Source organism: Psychrosphaera aestuarii (assembly GCF_017948405.1).
GTDB lineage: Bacteria > Pseudomonadota > Gammaproteobacteria > Enterobacterales > Alteromonadaceae > Psychrosphaera > Psychrosphaera aestuarii.
The window spans coordinates 2672010-2693712 of the sequence record NZ_CP072844.1 but is presented as its reverse complement, the minus strand read 5'-3'; the positions used below and the strand labels follow the sequence as shown (position 1 = coordinate 2693712).

Sequence of the window (21703 nt, the reverse complement as noted above, 5' to 3'; positions counted from 1 at the left end):
AAAATGTCGACCAATTGAAAGTCAAATTGTTGGTAGATACTCGGAATTAGACTAAATTTTATTCAATACTTTAAGTTTAAGGGTAGTAAGTTGTTAAATAAACAGCCAGTTCTAAAGTCGTTCCCTGCACTATTATCTATTTTTGTTATGGTCTTAGGCAGTTTTGTAATGATGGGGTGGATTGTTGAAAACCAGTCCATTGTTCAAATACATAAAGATTTTGCTCCAATGCAATTCAATACTGCGCTGTTGTTTTTTCTATCAGGTTTATCTTTATGGTCGCTCACCGAAGGTCAATCTAAACTGTCTGCGTTATTAGGTATTATTACTGCGCTATTGAGTAGCTTATCTGTAATGCAATACATTATTGGGGTTAATCTCGGTTTAGATGAAATATTTGTCTCCCACTTTCTTACTGACAATACAACTTCTCCTGGCCGGATGTCTCCTAATACAGGTATTTGTTTTTTATTATTAGGAGTCGCACTAACGCTACTGAATACTTACCCTAAAAAATACATACCGATTAATATTTCATTAGTAATGACTTGCGTCGTATTTGCTGTATCTAGTGTGGCTTTTGCTGGCTACTTTAGCGATGTTACTACTGCGTATGGTTGGGGACAACTTACTCATATGGCGATGCATACCTGTATTGGATTCATCTTAGTCTCTTTAGGAACTTTTGTATTTCATCTACAACAAGCATTTACGAATCGCATTAAAATAGATATACCTGCGCTTGTATTTGTTTTTATTCTCGCCATTACCTTGTCACTGTGGCAAACCTTAAATGGTCATGAGCGTTTGCAACTTGAGCGCCGTTTATCTTTTTATTTAGAGCACGTTGAGTCTGATTTAAATGACGAGTTTGACCGTTATTCATCAGCTATGAGCAAACTCAATAATTTACTTAATTTAGGTCGAGTTAACCCCGAGGACTTGGAAGCATATGTTGTTAGTCTCAATGCCGTAACAGCCATTATACAATCTAATTTAAATAATGAATTGTCTATCTTGTACGTAAAAGGTAAGTCGGTTGATGATGATTTAATGCGAAAAATCACTTCAAAATTAGCCAATCACGCTGACAATAGCGCAATATCTAACGTCTTTACCTCAGCAAAAATTACCAGTGATATTGGAACAAACTATTTCTTAGTTTATGAAAAAAGTTTGAACTCATCATCAAAAGATATTTTTCAATTAATAAACACTCAAGTATTTATCGGCAATTTAACCGAACGATACAAAGAAATGGGTTTATTTATAGAGATTGAAAATGAGCTGGGTGAGAAAGTTATTTCGTTACCAAAAGGTGTAGATACAACGAGCTTATTATCATTGGCAAGAGTGCTCGACAGCGTTGAATGGAAAGTCAAAATATATACCAGTAAAGATAAAATAAGCGATGGCAGTTTAGCAAATTTAGTGTTTATTTTTGGACTTATCTTTTGTGGATTAATAGTAACCATATCCAAGCTTTTGGTTAATACTCGGCAGCGTTCTATTGCAATTGCAAGAGAAGCTGAGGCAAGACAAGCAGCTCTGAAAGAGATTAAAGAGGTGAAGCTTGTTAATGAAATGGCCGGTAAAGTTTCAGGGTTAGGGGTGTGGACTTGGGACTTAGTGACAGATGAGGTGAAATGGGACAGCAACATGTGTTCTATTTATAACCTAGATGAAGATAAATGCTCTGAAATTGATCTTTATGGCACATGGCTGACGCTCATTCATGAAGACGACCGCAGTCATGCTGAGCATAGTCTATTAGCCTCTGTCCGTGACTGCCGAGATTGGTCTTGTGAGTTCCGTTTAAATCTAGATGAAAGTTCGATTAAATATATTATCGCATCAGGCACATTTGTCACTGATACGTTAGGTAAACCGATTAAAATGGTTGGCGGTAACATAGACGTAACTGAACTACGAGAAGCGCAAGAACGTTTAATCGCGTTAAAAGACCAAGCAGATAAAAACAGCCTAGCCAAAAGCCAATTTTTAGCCAATATGAGTCATGAAATTAGAACACCAATGAATGGAGTGTTAGGAATTACTGACTTGTTGAAAAAAACCAACTTGACGCCCATCCAAAACGAATACTTAGAGCTCATTAAAAACTCTGCTGCTTCTTTACTACGGATCCTTAATGACATACTTGATCACTCAAAAATCGAAGCCGGTATGTTAGAGCTAGTAGAAGATAATTTTTCGTTAGACAACAGAGTTGGTGACATACTCAAAGGGTTTGCGCCTACGGCTCATCAAAAGATGATAGAGCTGGAATATAATATTGATTTACATGTTCCAAGTTGTATTTATGCAGATGAGATGAGAATGGGACAGATCATTTTTAATCTAGTCGGCAATGCAGTGAAATTTACAGAAAGTGGAGAGGTAATTGTTGAGCTTTCTAGTGCTGTAGATACAGCAGAACTGAATGTTGAAGACCCTTTCACACTCTCAATAACCATAAAAGATACTGGCATTGGAATCGATGAAGACAAATTAACCACAATCTTTGAACCATTCGGTCAAGCTGATAATACAACGACACGAAGGTTTGGAGGAACTGGGCTAGGGCTTCCAATTGTTCGTCAATTGGTGAGTCTAATGGGAGGCAGTTTAACGGTTAACAGTCAGCCATCGATTGGTTCTGAATTTGAAATTAAAATACCAGTACGAAAAGGTGACCCTAACAAGCTCAGTGATGAAGAAGGGCATGCTCACATCATTAACAACTTCGATTTCACAGGGATTACCTGTCTTGTAGTAGACAATAATTCAGTTAACCGAAAGTGGTTAAAGAGCATGATTATGTCATGGGGGTGTAAGGCCATAATAGCGGGCAGCTCCGAACAGGCTCTCGTTCTTTACCAAAATGAAATTGCAAATCAAGGCAAGGTTGATGTATTAATTGTTGATAAGGATATGCCAGGTGAGGATGGCTTTTCGTTTATAGATAGCTTAACGAAAAAGTACTCAAAAATACCTCAAACAATAATGATGTTGACCTCTACAGATGTTAATGACGCTTTATCAAAGATCGATGAAGTAGGCATTGAAAATTATATTTTAAAGCCAGTTAAACAGTCAGAAGTGTTTAATATGCTGGTAAAAATAATGGAAATTGACCGACCAGATTTACAGACAAACATCGACGATGAATTGCCGGCACCGAAAAAACTGCTCAATATACTCGTAGCGGAAGATAATCCAATTAATAGCCGTTTGGTCCATGATATTTTAACTTATAGAGGCCACCAAACTACGTTAGCCTTTAATGGCCAACAAGCGTTAGATCAGTATAAGAGTGGCGAATATGATGTCATATTAATGGATGTTCAGATGCCCGAGCTAGATGGGTTAGAGGCTACTAAGTTGATTAGAGATTTGGAACGTCACAAAAATAGAAAACCAGTTGTTATTATTGGCTTAACGGCACATGCTTTATCTGGAGACCGTCAAATTTGTATTGACGCGGGTATGAATAATTACCTCACTAAACCAATCGATTCACGAGGCTTATTAATGACTTTAGAGTCTTACTTTTCTAAAGAACATCCTGCTCAACCTCTGCGTATTTCAGATTCTTATGAAACCTCAAAAACTCCTATGCAAGCAGCAAGCAGCGATGATAGCCGTCATAATGTTGTTCAGTATAAATGGTTAGACTTGGTAGGTTTGAAAAGGGTCACCGGAGGGCAACAAGATACTATCGACGCTATGGTTGAAATGACAGCTAAGATATTGCCTCAAGAAATTAATGATATGACTGAATTATTTAATAAAAAAGAACATACCACACTGGCTAAATTGTGCCATAGGCTCAAAGGAATGTTGAGTAATTTAACTGGTAGTAGCTTTGATGCTGACTTTATAGCTCTTGAGACCTTTGCTAAAGAAAATCAAATGTTGGAATTTGAACTACAATGGCGCAAGACCGAAAAAAGCTTAGAATCCCTTATAAATGAATTGAGTAATTATACAGGACGTAACTAATTGAAAGTTTTAATAGTAGATGACGATCCTATCATTAGGTTGTTATTGGTAAACAACTTAAAACAATGGGGACACGAGCCAATAGACTTTGATAGTGCCGAGCAGGCGCTAGCGGTCATAGAGTCAGATACAGATATTAATATCCTAATCACAGACTGGTCGTTGCCCAATATGTCGGGAATAGATTTGTGCGCTCATATTCGAGAAAAATCCAAACGCCATATCTATATTATTATGGTCACTAAAAAGGTAAGTGACGAGGAGCTACATATAGCGTTGGCTAATGGCGTTGACGACTTTGTGACAAAGCCTTTTGGGCATAATGAAATGTGGTTGAGGTTGCGTGCCGGTGAAAGGATAATTCAGCATTTAAACACGATTGACCAGATGGCAACAACTGATGAATTAACGGGCATGAAAAGTCGTAGAGCGCTGTTGGAACAAATGAAAAGTGAGTGGCAGCGAACTCTCCGTTACGAGAATAATTGCGTTGTTTGTTTAATCGATATTGATAATTTAAAAGGAATTAACGATAAGTTCGGAAAAGAAGTTGGAGACCAAGTTTTAATTAAATGTGGTCGTTTAATCCAAGACGTAATAAGGGTATATGATGTTGTTGGCCGTTATACCGATGACAGCTTTGTTACCATGTTTCCAAAAACTAAGGCCCCTCAAGGTTATACAATTGCAGAGCGTATAAGGCATAATATTTCCACGTTATCAGTAGATGGTTTGGGTAGCGAAATGGTTGGTGTAACAGTCAGTATTGGTTTAACTAAAAATGTAAAGGATGATATCACCGTTATCGAAATGTTAAATCGGGCCGATGAAGCAATGGAAATTGCAAAAAAGCAAGGTCGAAATCGTATTGTGTGTTGCAAGTATACTGAAGTTGTTAAAAACAATGAGAAAAGCCACGATGCTTAAAAATTAAAAGGGAGTTTTATGCGTCATTTGGAGTTAACTAAAGTACTACTTAGCCTATGCTTGACTCTTTTGTTATCAACATTTGTAATAAAAACCCAATATCACCTTGTTGATTGGATAAATGTACTTTTTGTTACTGCTGGATTGTATTTTTTTCTCGGTTTAATCGCTGAGTTATTGTTTAAACTCAATCAGAAACAACAGGAAGTGCACAAAGAAATCCTTCATAACGAAATACTACATCAAGCAAGTAACCCCTGTTTATTGATTAGTTTAGATGACTTGCAAATATTAGAAGTCAACCAATCGACTAGAAAACGTTTAACGTTAAATGAACACCATATAATTACTAGTCTCTTTGACGTCACCTCTGATGAAAGTAATGGTGAATTGAAGGGCTGGTTAGAGGGGTTGAAAACCCGTCCGAAATATTCCAGCTTTATGCTTCATGTTAACGTTAAAGACAGGCACGGTAAATTGGTGCCTAAATTGTCGAAGCTTACGTTTTTCCCCTACGATATTAATGATACTAATTTAGGTATTATTAAAGTTGCAATTACATCTAAAGTGTTAGGTAGCGAAAATTACTCAAATGGCGTTAAAAACGATATCAATGTTACACGTCAGGCCGCAGGCGCTGCTTATTGGGAGCTAGATTTGGCGTCTCGACTATTATATTACAGTGATTCAGTTGGTGATTTACTCGGGCTTGATCACACGTTTTCATCACCTATTTTAATTGAAGATTTGGATAAAAAAGCGGACTGCGCCATTTTTAAATTTGTTGAAAAATCTTTTACGGAAGGTAGTGCGGATAGCTTTCTTAATGCACAAAAAATGATTATAGATCGTAGTGGCAATCAGATTTTTGTAGTCGTTCAATCACAATATTTTGAAAAAGAAAACGTCATATTAGGCACCTTATATGACATGACTTCGGTTAAAAAGACTGAAATTAAGTTACGTCAACGCGAACAACAAATGAACCAACTTATTGACTCAATACCAGAGGGCATTATGGTATTGCAAAAATCGAAAGTGGTTTTTCTTAATCGGGCTGCGGTAAAGCTATTTAACTTTGTTTACGGTGAACAAACAAAAGATATGATGATTTCAAATTTTGTTTCAGATAACGACAAGTCGTTGTTACGAGATCGCATAAAGTACATGCTCGCTGGTAAAAAGCGCAGTTATGGATTCACTAATTTCAAATTAAAAAAATACACTGGCGAACATTTTGAAGCGGAAGTTGCTGTTAATTTAATTATTTATGATGGAATAGAGTCTATCCAGTTTGTTATTCGAGATTTAACAGACGTTTTGAGGGTTAAAAATGCGTTGGCAAAAGCCAATAATCGATTGAGCGCACTATCGTCGAAAACCTTGCAGTTAATTGAAACTGAGAGGAAACAAATTGCAGGAGAGTTGCATGATGATGTAGGCCAGTCTTTGACTGCAATATTATTAGCAACCAAGTGGGTTAGTCGTCGTATTACCGATGAGGCTCTACTGGAAAAGGTTTCGGATATTCACATGATTGCAAGTCAAAGCTTAGATACAGTCAGAAACTTGTCTCTTTTATTACGCCCCGCACAGCTAGATTCATTAGGTTTTTCTCCCGCTATAAAATGGCAAATGGATAAGTTATTGAGTATCGATGGCGTGCACTACGAAATTGATGACTCAGGTTTTAACGAGCTTATAGATAAGCAAGCCGAAATTGTTGGGTTCAGAATTGTTCAAGAGTCATTAACTAACATTGTAAAGCATGCCGATGCAAAGAATGTGAAAGTTAAACTACGAAGTGATGATGAGGTTTTAGTATTGCAAATCAGTGATGACGGTCGAGGTTTTGACGTTCACGCGCAAAGTGACAGTGTTGGTCTGGTAAATATGAAAGAGCGAGTAGAGTTGGCTGGTGGTGAGTTTAAAATACTATCAAAACCTTTTTTAGGTACTGATATTAAGGTGCAAATACCGTTGCGAAATACATTTACAAGTTTAGACTCTAAAGAAGGCTATCAAGGAGAGCTATTATGAAAGATAGAAAAAAGGTGGTTTTAGTTGATGATCATCACTTAGTGCGAGCGGGTCTACGAGCATTATTAGATGACCTGGGTGATTATGAAGTGGTTGCTGAAGGCGCTGATGGAAACGAGGTTATTGAGCTGATCGAGCAAACTTGTCCAGATGTTGTGGTACTAGATATCGCTATGAAACATAAATCAGGATTAGATGCCTTAACGGATGTAAAAGCTTTACACCCAGAGTTACCGGTTATTTTATTGACTATGCACAATACAAGTGACTACTTGCAAACTGCCATTGAGCGTGGTGCACATGCTTATTTACTAAAAGACTCTGCCGAAGTAGAGCTAGAGTTAGCGCTTGAAGCCGTACTAAGAAACGAAGTTTATATTAGTCCTAAACTGTCGGAACAAATACTAGAAACAATCAGTCCCACCAAGCAGCAAGTTGATCTACAACCAGAAAAACTATTAACTCCAAGGCAAACAGAGATTTTAAAAATGTTAGCGGATGGTAAAGGCACCAAAGAAATAGCCTATGATTTGGGGCTTAGCGTAAAAACAATTGAGTCTCATCGTTCGCAGATTATGGAACGACTCCAAATAAGAGACCTTGCGTCGTTAGTGCGCTACGCTATAAAAAGTGGAATTACAACACTATAGTTGACTACTTGCTAAACATTTCAAGTAAAACAAGCTTATAGGGATCAGGAGCGCATTAAGCTAGGTATTCCCTCATATATTTCTGATTATGTTCGTTCTATAATTTTTTCAAGGTAATCAGATACTCTCCAACCTAATGCAGCCTTTCATATTATTGATTGGCTGCTTTTTTTTTACGAAAAATAAGGGAACCGCTGATGTTATTTAGGTAAATCCTTATTTATCTAAAGTTAGTCGGTGCCATAATTACTTAGTTATCTGTGTGAATTGATATAAAACTCGATTTAAGCCTGAGGTGTATGATGGCAAACTTTAACGACGTGGCTTCACCCGAAGCATTTTCAGACGGTAATACTCAAATAACAAAAAGTGATGCAGAAAATAGAAATCGTCAAACTAAGCACGATTTAATTTCATTGGCTACTGCAAACAGTTATCAAATCAGAGTTCTTGCTGTCAAAAACCTTAAATACTATCCGGAACACATTGATATTTTGATTGCTCTGTTAAGAACCGAATCTCATGCCGAAGTTTTAGCTGAAATAGAGTCGTCTATTGTTAGTCTATTAGCAGAGGATTCTATAACCGCTTGTATAGAAGAGAAGCTGCAAACAATGATGGAAAAGTTGGTAGAAGGAGAACCAGCCTTTTATATATGCAGAAGTTTACTTAATAACTACAATGACACTTAAAGCTAGCAAGTGCTTGAACTGTTTAAATAAAAGTTAGCGTTTTATGATTTTGCATTCTATGATTACATTTGATGTGATTGACTAACATTCATGATGGAAAACTCAATTTGGGCGGTAGATGGTTACGGACAATAATTTAAATTCTCGTGTTAGCTATGTAAAAAAAGAGTTGAAAAGCGCTAAAACACAACTGTTTTTCGCAGTGGCGATATTACTTATTCTGTCGCTGTGGAATAGTCACAATACGATAAAAGTACATCAAGATTACCAATCATCATTAATGGACTCTGTCACACAACAGGTTGTTAATGAGTATCAGAGCCACCTTATACAACTTCGACAAGAAATTGATAAATTTCAATGGCGAAATCAAGCAGAGCTAATGGATTTATATCGCCAAGGAGACTTAACCGAGCGAGAAGACTACTTATCATTATTAAAAACCTTCCGTAGTGAATTAGATAACGTAAGATTATTTTCAATAATTGACCAGCAAGGACAAGGTGTATTTAAAAATATTACCGGTGATTTTTTAGCCCACTGCAAAGAAGAAATATACTCAACCATTCAAAATGGTGGGCAAGAACAATTGTTTTTGCACCGCAGTGGTGCGTCAGTGCACTATGACTTGCTCCAGCCTTTGATGGGAGCTCAAGACTTACTTTATATATTCGTCGCGTTCGAACCTACTGTTTTTAAAGAAATATTGGAAAAGTATCGATTGCCTCAACAAGAGCTGTTTTTATTAAGGCAAGACAGAAAAGTTGAAATAGAACTCAATGAAAAAGGCAGTAGCCGTTTTAGTGATGAACAATTATCTGAAACCCAGTTAACAGAATTTTCGTACTTAAAAGAAATACCTAACACACGGTGGAATGTTGCTATACGGTTGTCAGATAATTATGCATCAGACTTAGTGATGAACAACTACTTATGGTCTTTACTAATCTGGATTACATTTTCTGCGTTATTATTGTTTAGTTACTGTTCACAAAAGCAAAAAAGCTATGGCCAGCTTAAAGCAATTCGACAGCTTGAATTCAGCAAGTCGCATGATAATTTAACAGGCCTAATGACTCGTCAGGTGTTTGTCGACTATTTTGAGCGAGTAAAGTCATCCATCGAGTCTGAGCAAGGAGTTGCGTTTGTTATAGACTTAGACAAGTTTCAATTATTCAACAATTCTGTTGGTTTCACCAAGGGTGACTCGACGTTAAGAATGATAGCCGATTTTATTAAAGATATTATTCCGGAGGAGGCTAAGTTCTCTCGCATTAGTAATGATCAGTTTGCCATTTTGTATCCAACTTTAGCCCACAGAGATGCCCTAGATTATGCAAATGTCTTACGCAGTTCGGTCGAAACCCTCGATATTTCTGATATTGCAAAAAACTTCAGCTTGACAAGTTGCATTGCCGTTGTGCAATTAAATGATGATATAGCAGATGGCGAACATCTTATGAGCTCCTTGCTACTGACAATAAAGTCAGCAAAACACAAAGGCAGAAATCAAGTACTACTATATCAAAGTGATGATCCCGAACTTGTTCAACATGCTAGTGAAATGGAAATTTATCGGCAGGTGCAAAAGGCTTTGAAAGGCCGAGGTTTCGAGCTTTATCGTCAAGAGATTCGACGAAATAAGGGGGCCGTTTCAAATAAGGTGTATGAAGTTTTAATAAGGTTAAAAGGCGCTGATGGCAATATTATTAGCCCAGCTATATTTATACCTATCGCAGAGCAAAATAGTATCGCGAATGAACTCGACAAGTGGGTAATAGAAAAAACGTTGATTAATATTGCCGCATCGCAATCAAAAGATCATTATTGTATTAACCTCTCTGGTCAAACCTTAGCTGATGTTGGGATGATTGACTTTGTAAAACAAAAAGTTAATCAATATGGTGTTACACCCGAGCTTGTTACTTTTGAGATAACAGAGACTTTTGCTATTACTCACTTGGAGTCTGCGATAGGTTTCATTAATGAAATTACTCAACTTGGCTGTCGCTTTGCGTTAGATGACTTTGGTAGTGGTTTATCTTCATTTAGCTATTTACAAAAACTGCCGGTTCAAAAGCTAAAAATAGATGGCGTTTTTATTAAGAACATTACAGAGAATCCTCGAAATCAAGCATTTGTTAGTACTATGGTTACGTTGGCGAAATCCATGGATATGGAAACAGTTGCAGAATTTGTTGAGACACTCGAAGAATCTACCATGCTGGTGGAGTTGGGCCTGGATTATTGCCAAGGCTACTACTTTCATAAACCAGAGCCTTGGGATAACTAAGCCTTATCGTGCGACACCCCAGCGAAGATAAACAACAAATACTATTAATCGAAGCGATTATTGCAGACAGGTAAAAGAGAATTGGTGTAATCCTGTATGTAAATTTTGACCTACCTATATATACTTAGCGTATAGCAATAATCTGCATATAGACAATATATACTTTACTACTTTAAACAATACTTGCGTGTCTTTAATGAGTTCATTGCAATTATTGACTAAAAACAGGAAATAAAATGACAGCACAATTCATCAAATCTAAAGCCGCTGTGGCTTGGGGTCCAAATCAACCATTAAAAATTGAAGAAGTCGATGTAATGCTTCCAAAAGCTGGTGAGGTTTTAGTTCGCATCGTAGCCAGCGGTGTTTGTCATACGGATGCCTTTACGCTATCAGGCGAAGATCCGGAAGGGATTTTTCCTGCCATACTAGGCCATGAAGGCGGTGGTATTGTTGAGCAAGTCGGAGAAGGTGTCACTAGCGTTTCGGTTGGTGATCATGTAATCCCGCTATATACACCAGAGTGCGGCGAATGTAAGTTCTGTACGTCCGGAAAAACAAATTTGTGTCAAAAAATAAGAGAAACACAAGGAAAGGGCTTGATGCCTGACGGTACAACTCGTTTCTACAAAGACGGTGAACCGATTTATCACTATATGGGAACCTCGACGTTTTCTGAATACACGGTTATGCCAGAGATTTCGCTAGCCAAGGTTAACAAAGCGGCTCCATTAGAAGAAGTCTGTTTGTTAGGCTGTGGTGTAACCACAGGCATGGGAGCGGTTATGAATACGGCCAAAGTAGAAGAGGGTGACACGGTTGCTATTTTTGGGCTAGGGGGAATTGGTCTATCTGCTGTTATTGGTGCTGCAATGGCCAAAGCTAGCCGAATTATTGCAATTGACATTAATGAGTCTAAATTTGATTTAGCGAAAAAACTGGGTGCGACAGACTGCATTAATCCAAAAGATTTCGACAAACCGATTCAAGAAGTAATTGTTGATATGACAGATGGCGGAGTTGACTATTCATTTGAGTGCATAGGTAACGTTGATGTTATGCGTTCAGCGCTAGAGTGTTGCCACAAAGGCTGGGGCGAGTCGGTAATTATAGGAGTCGCTGGTGCGGGTCAAGAGATATCCACACGACCTTTCCAATTAGTAACTGGGCGTGTATGGCGTGGCACTGCTTTTGGCGGTGTAAAGGGGCGTTCAGAGCTTCCTGATTATGTTGAGCGCTATTTGGCCGGAGAGTTTAAACTTAGCGACTTTATTACTCATACTATGGGCTTAGACGGTATTAATGAAGCATTTGATTTAATGCATGAAGGTAAAAGTATTCGTACCGTCATCCACTTTGATAAGTAGGTTGTCAATGTTAGAAAATATTTCAGCGACAAAAAGTGCTGGTGGTTGGCATAAGCAGTTTAAGCATCACTCTGATAGTGTCAATTGTGAAATGACATTTGCTGTTTATCTGCCGCCAGGAATTAGTGATACTAATAAAATGCCCGTTTTATATTGGTTGTCGGGGTTAACCTGTACTGACGAAAACTTTATGCAAAAAGCGGGTGCTCACAAAATTGCAGCGGAGCTGGGGATCGTCATTGTCGCGCCAGATACTAGCCCTAGAGGCGAAGACGTCGCGAATGATGACGGGTATGATTTAGGTCAAGGAGCTGGTTTTTACTTAAATGCAGAGCAGGCTCCATGGAATACTCATTATAAAATGTATGACTACGTGGTTAATGAGCTACCTAACTTAATAGAAAGTGAGTTTCCTGTTTCTAACAAAAAATCAATATCAGGGCACTCAATGGGGGGGCATGGTGCGTTGACAATTGCGCTAAAAAACCCCAACAGCTATGAATCAGTGTCTGCGTTTAGCCCAATTTGCAATCCGATGGAATGCCCGTGGGGAATAAAGGCATTTAATGCTTATCTTGGAGACAACAAAGACAGTTGGAAACAATATGATGCGGTTGAATTAATTAGTGAAACTAACACATATTTACCGACACTAATTGACCAAGGATTAGCGGATAACTTCTATCCAGAACAGCTTCGTACTGAACAGTTTATTGAGGCAGCGCGAAATAATCATTACGCAGCGACAGTAAATCTTCATGATGGATATGACCATAGTTATTACTTTATTGCGAGTTTCATAGACCAACATATAGCGTTTCATGCAAGACACTTAAAATAAGTATAACTTTACAAACAGTTAGTTAAATTATAAAAAGTCGGTATAAGTCCGGCTTTTTTCGTTTTGAGCTAAACTCAAATGGAAACTTATTTTGAAAGGTTCTGCATTATGAAAGCAAATCAGTATCACTATGTCGACAACACATGGAACAGCAATTTACCTAAAGTCAGTACAGCCCAGTTGTTATTAGTTTTCGGTAATAGAAAGTTAATGCAAAAGCAGAGTTTTCATGAACCACTAAAAAGTGCTTTTCCAAATGCCAGTATTATTGGGTGTACAACAAGTGGTGAAATAAAAGACGTCGACATTTTTGACGATTCAGTGGTTGTTAACGAACTGATTTTCGAAAAAACAGAGGTAAAAACGACGAGCGTTAACCTAGAGCAGTTTGCTAATTTAGGACTAGCTGTGGATGAACTGGTATCACATTTGCCAACGCAGAATTTGAAACATGTTTTGGTGATATCAGATGGTCAGAATGTAAACGGAACTGAACTTGCGAATAGCTTAATACAAAAGCTTCCTAATGACGTGACGATTACAGGAGGGCTAGCTGGAGACGCAGATAAATTTACCGAAACCATCGTTTGGCACAATAACGATATTGGTACAAAGCGGATCGTTGTGTGCGGCTTTTATGGTGACCATATCGAGATAGGTCATGGTAGTTTAGGTGGGTGGGTTCCTTTTGGGCCAGAGCGACTTATAACTAAATCAGAAGCGAATGTATTGTTTGAATTAGACAACCAATCAGCTTTAGCTTTGTATAAAGAATATTTAGGCGATTTTGCTAACGAACTGCCAGCATCCGCGTTACGTTTTCCAATATGTATAAAAAATGAAGACTCCACCGATTATACAGTTCGTACAATTCTAAACATTGATGAAGAAACAAACTCTCTCATATTCGCCGGTGACATGCCAGAAGGTAAATACGCCAAATTAATGAGAGCTAATACTGGAAAACTGGTTGATGGCGCCGAATCTGCCGCCGCTCAAGCACTTGAAGTTGCCGGATCCGACTCGCCAGATTTTGCGCTATTAATCAGCTGTGTTGGAAGAAGATTGGTATTGCAGCAAGAGTCAGAATATGAGTTGGAAAGTGTGCAAGATGTATTAGGCAATAACTGTGTATTGGGTGGTTTTTATTCGTATGGGGAATTATCACCAATAGGTAAAGGAAAGCATTGTGTTTTGCATAATCAAACCATGACAGTGACAACGTTTAGAGAAAGACGGTAGTAATGCATCGATTATTAAAAAGGCAAATCAAAAAGTATTTAGCTGAACATGGTGAAGATGAGAGTCTCGGCCCATTCTTAGCCGCTGTAAATGAAGCTTATGAGCAAAATGAACGAGAGTTGTCATTGATCGACCGATCTCTTGAGCTTACATCAACCGAATTATCAACACGAAACGAAACCCTAAGAAAAGAAGTAGACAAGCAGCTCGTAGTTCAAAATGAACTAAAGCACTCTCTTGCCGCATTAAATGCAACATTTGATGCTACCGGTGAGGCGATTTTAGCAATTAGTGAAAAAGGTTCGGTAACCAAGTTTAATCAGATGGCCGCGCAACTCGTTAATATTGATATATTAACAAGTCCTAAAATTTCTTTGCTTAAATTAAAAAAGGTCATTCAACAGTTTGAAGATAGAACAAGGCTCGCGCATAAGTTTAGGCAAATAAAGAACAACCCAATGACCGAGCTTTATGGGCAAATTAAGTTAATAGATGGTCGTTTTTTTGAATATCACACGTCTCCTCAGGTTGAGAATAACGAGGTACTTGGCAGAGTATGGTGCTTTAGAGACATCAGCGAATTAAAAAGAAATGAAGCTATGGTTCAGCATCAAGCGTTCCATGACGCGTTAACTGGGCTACCAAATCGCGCTCTTTTAGATGATCGACTCTCTCATGGTATTACTTATTGTAATCGTTTTGACACGCAGTTGTCTGTGCTTTTTATTGATTTAGATGACTTTAAAAAAGTTAATGACAATGCCGGTCATCAAGCTGGCGATGCAGTATTAAAAGAAGTCACTCAGCGAATTAAAACCTGTATCAGGGATGTTGATACGTTAGCGCGACTCGGTGGAGACGAATTTGTTGTACTTTTAGAGAACCTGCAAGAGTCAAGTATATCCACTGTGATTAGTCACAGAATAATTGATGCATTGGTTAAACCGTTCTTAATCGAAGATAGCGAGTTTTATATTTCTTCTAGCATTGGCATTAGTATGTATCCTAAAGACGGTATGGACACCGATGAACTGCTGAGAAAAGCAGATATGGCTATGTATCATGCTAAAGCGATGGGGAAAAATAATCATCAGTATTTTGACTCAGAATTAGAGCGCTCTTCTATTCAGCAATTGCAGGTAGAGAACCATTTAAGGGATGCCATAAGCAATCAAGAATTTCAATTGTATTATCAGCCTAAAGTCGACTTAAAAAATAACAAAGTAATTGCAGTTGAAGCATTGTTACGTTGGAAAAGAGAGGGGGCTAATAGTCGTCCTGATATATTTATCCCGGTAGCGGAGCAGACCGGTTTGATCAATGATATTGGCCTTTGGGTACTCGAAGAGGCGTGCAGGGATATTCGTAACTGGATAGATAAAGGTTTAACGGTATTACCGGTGGCTATAAACGTGTCGCCTGTAGAGTTTCGAAATAAAAAGTTAGTCGCTCAGTTTAAAAGTATCATTTCCAAGTTTGCAATTCCTCCTAGTGCAATAGAAATAGAAATAACAGAATCACTTTTCTTAGATAATATCGCTTTTGCAAAAGATATCTTACAAGCGCTCAGAGATTTTGGGATCACCGTTGCTGTCGATGATTTTGGAACTGGGTATTCATCTTTGCAATATCTACATCAGTTACCAATAGATATTTTAAAAATTGATAAATCTTTCATTTTGGAATTGAGCGATCAACCTCATAACGCGGCAATTGCAGATAGTATCATTAACCTAGCACATAATTTAAATTTAAAAGTGGTTGCTGAGGGTATAGAAAATCAAGCATCGCTCTCATTTTTAAAACATCGCGGCTGTGATATTGGCCAGGGATTCTTTTTATATAAGCCTATGCCAGGATTAGAATTTCAGGCACTATTGGAAAGGCATAACTAGACTCTTACGGTCAAAAAATAAACAGGGTTCACTGAATAAATTATATTTTTAAAATACTAATAATTTGTGATCGTTGAAAAATAATAGTGCGTAAAAATTGGGCAAACTATACGCATAAGGAATAAAAAAGTGATTAAAATAAAAGCTCTATTGATTTTACTTTGCAGTGTGTTTTTACTTTCAGCATGCAGTGACGATGATGATGACAAGCCAGTCTCAACCATCGTTGATGTAGCGGTTGCAGACGGTAATTTTACAACGCTAGTAACTGCACTACAGACCACAGGTCTTGATGTAACCCTTTCAGACGTTGACGCTACTTTTACTGTATTTGCACCTACAGATGACGCCTTTGCGCTTTTAGGGGAAGATACAATAAACGCTTTATTAGCAGATGCAGATGCATTATCTAACATACTTACTTACCATGTGATTAACGGCCAAGTCGCTGCGAGTGCAGCGCTAAATGCGGTTGGCACAGAAGTAGAAATGGTGAATGGTGATTTTGTTGGATTATCATTAGATGGCGATGACCTGTTGGTCAATACCGCTACAGTCGTTACCACAGATATTCAAACAGACAATGGCATCATCCATGTTATTGATGCTGTATTGATTCCACCAACAGCTAAAGGCAACCCTACAAGTAATATTGTCGAGACAGCCGTAGCGGACGGTCGTTTTACAACCCTTGTAGCTGCTCTAGAAGCGACTCAGCTAGACACTGTGCTTGCAGATCCAGATGCCGTATTTACTGTTTTTGCCCCAACTGATGCTGCATTTGAAATGGTTGGCGAAGAAAACATCGCGCTTTTATTAGACAATCCCAATGTATTAGCTAGTATCTTACTTCAACACGTCGTTGCCGGTATTGAAGTTGATTCGGTCACAGCCTACACACTAAACGGCACTGAGGCGACAACTGCCGCGCAAGTCGGTATTCCTGTTGGAATTAATTCATCATCTGATGTTATTACGTTTGGTGGCGCTAACGTCGTTATAAAAGACGTGTATGCATCTAATGGTGTGATTCATGTAATTGATGCTGTTGTCATAGGTGATGTTGAATTACCAGAGCCACCAATGAGTTTAGTAGATGTAGCAATTGAGAATGGTAATTTCACGACGCTGGTGGCAGCATTACAAGCAACCGGCCTGGACGTGACATTAGGCGATTTTGATACAAACTACACCGTTTTTGCGCCTAATGATGATGCTTTTGCTAAATTACCAGAGGGAACGGTCGACGCACTACTCGCTGATACTGAAAAGTTATCGGACATTCTGTTATACCATGTGTTGTCAGGTCGCATTATGTCTGATGCGGCTATTACAGCTGCGCAAACCTCAGGAAACCAAGTTGCAACTGCAAATACGGACGCGCTGGCGTTATCTTATGTTGACTCATCTTTATACGTAAATAACTCGTTAGTAACCGCAACTGATGTCATGGCGGATAATGGTGTTATTCATGTAGTTGATACTGTGCTAATGCCGCCTGTAGACGCTGGTGAACCAACAGAGAGTATAGTTGATGTTGCAGTGGCTGATGAGCGCTTTACAACATTAGTGGATGCTTTAACCGCTGCAAACTTGGTGGATACATTAGCGAATGAAGAGGCTACATTTACAGTATTTGCACCAACTAACGATGCGTTTGACAAGATTGACAGCGCTGAGTTATCAGCACTACTAGCAAACACTGAAGCACTAAGAGAAGTCTTGTTACAGCACGTTATCGGTGGGGAGGTTAACTCGGTGGCCGCTTACGCAGCAAATGGTAGAACCGTTCCTACGGCCTCTGGTAATGAGATTTCGGTCTCGATTGACCCAACTTCCAGAATGCTGCAGTTTGGTGGTGCTAATGTCATCATTACAGATATTTACACCACAAACGGTATCATACATGTCATTGATACCGTAGTACTTGATTAGTTAATTCTTTAACTAGTAAAAGCCCAGCTTAAATATTTAGGTTGGGCTTTTTATTCTTTATCAAAAGCTTGTGAATTACTCTCATTAAAAACACCACCCATGTCGGTATCTATTTGATTAGTATCTTCACTTTTTATTGTTTCTAACTTAGCTCGCTCAGCTTTACTTATATACCTTTCTTTTTTCTTTGGGTTTCGCTTGTCGTTCATTTTTTTTGCTTTTCGTTTAAGCGTTTCATTAATTTTCTTTTTTCTGTTCATGTTATTGCCAATCCGCGGTTAAGAAGGACTATTATAAATCTTATAGACTACAAAGGATATGCGGTTAAAGAGTAAGCATATGGCCTATTACACCTAACAAAAAACCAAGAACGGCACCAATAGGTGGCGCGTGGCTATATTTCAATGGAACTTGTGGTGCTATATCTTGAAAAACCGAATATAGAATACCTCCGGCGGCAAATAACATAATACCTGCAACCACATCTGGAAAGTCGACCAACCAAATAAAACCCAATATACCTAATATGGGACCAATCAATGCTAAGACAACAAACAAGCTAATGATTTTGTTGCGACTATATTTGCTAGTACTTTTAAGCTCACTATACGCATTAAAGCCTTCTGGAATATTTTGTAATGCTATTAATATGGTTAGTAAAATAGCGCTGCCGGTACTTACAGAGTAAGTAGCGCCGAGCGCAAGTGACTCAGGTATAAAGTCGGTCAACATTGCAGTTAACTGACTGGCTGAGGTTTTAGTTTTACTTAGCTGAATGTCAATAAACATAAAAAACAAGCCGCCAATGATAAAACAGAAGCTGCTCATCATAATACTCAAATGTCGGATGCCATCCGGAACCAGAACGAGCGCAACTGCAGACAATAGTGCGCCACCACCAAAAGCCATAACGCTATGCCGAAACTCGTTTTCTCGTCTTTCTTTGGTGAAGAATCTAATGCTCGCGATATAGGCCCCTAATGGGATTGCTAAGCCAGCGAGTAACGTAAGTAATGTTATATAAAGCATTCGTAATTATTATTTGGCTATGGTGTTATTAATCTATATTTAATATTTAGACATTGAAAGTTTAAAAATTGTCCCAAATATAAATTAATGTGTAAATCACTGGGCATTATTGTGAATAACTATATTTTAGCGTTTATTTTTACCGTTCTTAGTAACTTTGTTGTTGCTGATACGGAAGTGCGCGCTAAAAACACATCACTTTATGATGTTAGTTATGTAATAGAGTTAAGCGCATTAGAAAAAGCTTGTGAAGAGTTAGAGTTAAATGACGGCGAGCCAGATGAATTTATAAGTGATGATTCATCGTTCAACAAAAGTACCGTACCTCATACTTTATTGCCGACTATTTTTCCGAAGTCGAATAAACGCAACTATCATCTCCAAAAGGTAAGAGCACCACCAGTTTCACCTCTAAATTAATAAATTATTTTTACGTTAATTAATTTTAAGCACTCATCGAGTGCCTTAGAGGTACATATGAAAAACTTACATTTATATAATATTGAACATTTTGACAATATTGTCACCCCAGACATCTACGAGAAAACCACATTAGCATCACCCGCAACAGATATTTTTACGGACTTTAGTGAACATGAGCCTCTGGTCATTAGTGGTGATACAAAGGCTATTGATGCACTTGCATTAATGAAAAAAGCGCATGTACAAATGAAAATTGTGGTTTCGTCTCAAGAGGATTTTTTAGGCTTGATCAGCACAAACGAACTAAATGAACAGCGAATTGTTTCTGAGGTAGCCAATGGCAATCGTCGAGACGAGATACTGGTAAGAGACTTGATGCAGTCTAAATATAACTTGCATGCGTTTGATTTTGATGAGCTACAAACAGCGAAGGTAAACGATGTTGTTATAGCCCTGCAAAGCTATGGGTTAAGGCATTGCTTGGTTGTTGATAGAAGTCTTCATCAAATTAGAGGTGTAATATCGTCAAGTGACATCGCGAGGAAGTTACACCTACCGATTAATTTAGCGGCAAGGACTTCATTTGTTCAACTTTATGATGTGATTAATAGTTTATAAGACTAGTTTTAAATCAATTAGTTTAATGCGCAAAAGCGAGACCTACCATGATTATGAGTCACTGTAGGGAGGCTCTCGCTTTTTATGATCACTCTTTAAAAGTCAGTGCCATAGACGCTAATTTTTCCGTTCGGATACTTATCTCTGAACTTGATGATAAGACTGATTCGGCTTGTGTTAGATTATTTTGAGATGCGTCACTAATGTTAATGATGTTTTGACTTATTTCCTGTGACACTAAGCTTTGTTCTTCTGCAGCTGTAGATATTTGAATAGCAAGATCCGAGATATCAGCAATCGACTGATATACTTCTTGTACCATTGTTTGAGACTGCTCGGCTTTTAAAACACAGACTTCAGCAGAGTCCTTACCTTTATCCATCATGTCTGACCATGAGAGTAAAACAGATTGAATTTCAGAAATTGATTTTTGGATTTGCTCTGTTGCGCCATGGGTCCGACTTGAAAGCGCTCTTACTTCATCAGCGACTACTGAAAAACCACGTCCATGTTCACCAGCACGAGCCGCCTCGATTGCAGCATTTAATGCTAGCAAGTTTGTTTGGTCAGCAATGCCCTGAATTTCTTGCATAATCCCACCAATCTTTTCTGCTTCACTGGCTAATTCAGTCGCGGAATTGGCTGATTTAGAAACTTCTACGGCAAGCGCATTAACTTGAACCATGGTCTCGCCCATGACTGAACTCGCTTTTTCACAGTTTGTATGGGCGAATCGAACTTTTTCGTTAGTACTAGTGGTATTTTTAGCGACTTCATCAATAGTCGCTACCATTTCTTCTACTGCAGTAGATACCAAATGCAACTCTTCAGTTTCGCGCTCAACACCTTGTTTTGATAAGTGCGAAGCTTTTTCAAGCTCATGAGTTCGCTGATTTAGCTCTGAGCTATTGTCTAAAACTCTGCCTAAAATTGTATTAACCTTACCTTTTAATATTTTTTGTTGGAAGTCAAAGCTACTAAGTGTTGAATTACCACTGTAAATAAGGCGAGAAATACTATCCGACTGTTTTTTTATTGATTCGCTAAGCTGTGGGAACTCGATTAATTCATGCTTAAAAGTGATAAAAGGTAAAATTAGAAAACCAATAGCCGCAAGAGGCACTATGGTTGTTACGTAGATCAACGCCAAAGCAAGCACTGCATAAATCGTAAGTCGAGTGTTAAATAAATCAAGTGGATTAGTAACAGATTTTCCAGCTTTCATTTTTGAATATGCAGATTCAGCAGATATTCTTAAATCTTTGTTTAGGTTGGTTCTAACCGATTGAAAACCTATAACTTTCCCACCTTCGTAAATAGGGGTAACAAACGCATCAACCCAATAATAGCGGCCATCTTTACAACGGTTTTTTACGGCGCCACGCCATGAGCGACCTTGTTGTACATTGCTCCATAAGTCAGCAAAGGCCTCTTTTGGCATATCTGGGTGTCTGACTAGGTTATGGTTTTTACCCACCAACTCATCGTAACTAAAGCCTGAAACTCGACAAAACGCATCATTTGCGTAGGTTATAACACCGCGTAAGTCGGTGGTAGAGACTAATTCTTCGCTGTCAGAAAAAGTGACTTCTTCATTAATGATTTGGGTGTTTCGTTTATTCATAAGCCTATTTAATGTGTGTTTGATTTGAATTAGACCATGAAAGTGTAGACGTAGATTTTTTAACTTGCTTGAAATTCTTAAAAATAAACCGCGTAAGAAAATACCTTAGCGACCGTGTTTTATAT

The 21703-nt window shown here is 38.3% G+C and carries 16 protein-coding genes; 13 read left to right on the top strand and 3 right to left on the bottom strand.

Features of this window, described 5'->3' with window-relative positions; genetic code table 11:
* Positions 1-90 precede the first annotated feature (90 nt).
* The 11 genes from J9318_RS12235 to J9318_RS12185 all read left to right on the top strand — a co-directional run bounded on the left by J9318_RS12235 (position 91) and on the right by J9318_RS12185 (position 17884).
* Entirely contained in the window at positions 91-4002 is a 3912-nt protein-coding gene (locus tag J9318_RS12235; protein ID WP_210560175.1) for a response regulator, read from the top strand.
* A complete protein-coding gene (locus tag J9318_RS12230) occupies positions 4003-4929 on the top strand; it encodes a GGDEF domain-containing response regulator (protein WP_210560174.1) in 927 nt (308 codons plus the stop codon).
* Between the two features lie 18 nt (positions 4930-4947).
* Positions 4948-6969, top strand: coding sequence for a PAS domain-containing sensor histidine kinase (locus tag J9318_RS12225; RefSeq protein WP_210560173.1), 2022 nt, complete (start codon positions 4948-4950; stop codon positions 6967-6969).
* On the top strand, positions 6966-7619 hold the full coding sequence (locus J9318_RS12220) for a response regulator (RefSeq protein WP_210560172.1): 654 nt from the start codon (positions 6966-6968) through the stop codon (positions 7617-7619). Before J9318_RS12225 ends, J9318_RS12220 begins: the two co-directional genes overlap by 4 nt.
* Positions 7620-7921: 302 nt before the next feature.
* Positions 7922-8311, top strand: a complete 390-nt coding sequence (locus tag J9318_RS12215) for a hypothetical protein (protein WP_210560171.1) — start codon at positions 7922-7924, stop codon at positions 8309-8311.
* 118 nt (positions 8312-8429) lie between these two features.
* The gene (locus J9318_RS12210; protein ID WP_210560170.1) at positions 8430-10604 is read left to right on the top strand and encodes a bifunctional diguanylate cyclase/phosphodiesterase; all 2175 of its coding nucleotides are present in this window, start codon (positions 8430-8432) and stop codon (positions 10602-10604) included.
* Positions 10605-10840: 236 nt separating this feature from the next.
* On the top strand, positions 10841-11971 hold the full coding sequence (locus J9318_RS12205; RefSeq protein WP_210560169.1) for an S-(hydroxymethyl)glutathione dehydrogenase/class III alcohol dehydrogenase: 1131 nt from the start codon (positions 10841-10843) through the stop codon (positions 11969-11971).
* Positions 11972-11978: 7 nt separating this feature from the next.
* Entirely contained in the window at positions 11979-12812 is an 834-nt protein-coding gene (fghA, locus tag J9318_RS12200) for an S-formylglutathione hydrolase (protein WP_210560168.1), read from the top strand.
* Between the two features lie 108 nt (positions 12813-12920).
* On the top strand, positions 12921-14054 hold the full coding sequence (locus J9318_RS12195; RefSeq protein WP_210560167.1) for an FIST signal transduction protein: 1134 nt from the start codon (positions 12921-12923) through the stop codon (positions 14052-14054).
* Between the two features lie 2 nt (positions 14055-14056).
* On the top strand, positions 14057-15949 hold the full coding sequence (locus J9318_RS12190) for a sensor domain-containing protein (protein ID WP_210560166.1): 1893 nt from the start codon (positions 14057-14059) through the stop codon (positions 15947-15949).
* Positions 15950-16078: 129 nt separating this feature from the next.
* The gene (locus J9318_RS12185) at positions 16079-17884 is read left to right on the top strand and encodes a fasciclin domain-containing protein (protein WP_244731682.1); all 1806 of its coding nucleotides are present in this window, start codon (positions 16079-16081) and stop codon (positions 17882-17884) included.
* 50 nt (positions 17885-17934) lie between these two features.
* Here J9318_RS12185 and J9318_RS14145 read toward each other — a convergent pair whose 3' ends face one another.
* Both J9318_RS14145 and J9318_RS12175 read right to left on the bottom strand, forming a co-directional pair.
* Positions 17935-18144, bottom strand: coding sequence for a DUF2986 domain-containing protein (locus J9318_RS14145; RefSeq protein WP_210560165.1), 210 nt, complete (start codon positions 18142-18144; stop codon positions 17935-17937).
* Positions 18145-18208: 64 nt separating this feature from the next.
* Positions 18209-18913 carry a ZIP family metal transporter gene (locus tag J9318_RS12175; RefSeq protein ID WP_210560164.1) on the bottom strand — a complete coding sequence of 235 codons (705 nt, stop codon included), beginning with the start codon at positions 18911-18913 and terminating at the stop codon, positions 18209-18211.
* A gap of 111 nt (positions 18914-19024) precedes the next feature.
* Between J9318_RS12175 and J9318_RS12170 the strand changes: the two genes are divergently transcribed.
* Positions 19025-19333, top strand: coding sequence for a hypothetical protein (locus J9318_RS12170; RefSeq protein WP_210560163.1), 309 nt, complete (start codon positions 19025-19027; stop codon positions 19331-19333).
* Positions 19334-19390: 57 nt separating this feature from the next.
* Positions 19391-19954, top strand: a complete 564-nt coding sequence (locus J9318_RS12165) for a CBS domain-containing protein (protein ID WP_210560162.1) — start codon at positions 19391-19393, stop codon at positions 19952-19954.
* Positions 19955-20042: 88 nt separating this feature from the next.
* Here J9318_RS12165 and J9318_RS12160 read toward each other — a convergent pair whose 3' ends face one another.
* Positions 20043-21578, bottom strand: coding sequence for a PAS domain-containing methyl-accepting chemotaxis protein (locus tag J9318_RS12160; RefSeq protein WP_210560161.1), 1536 nt, complete (start codon positions 21576-21578; stop codon positions 20043-20045).
* Positions 21579-21703: the final 125 nt, after the last annotated feature.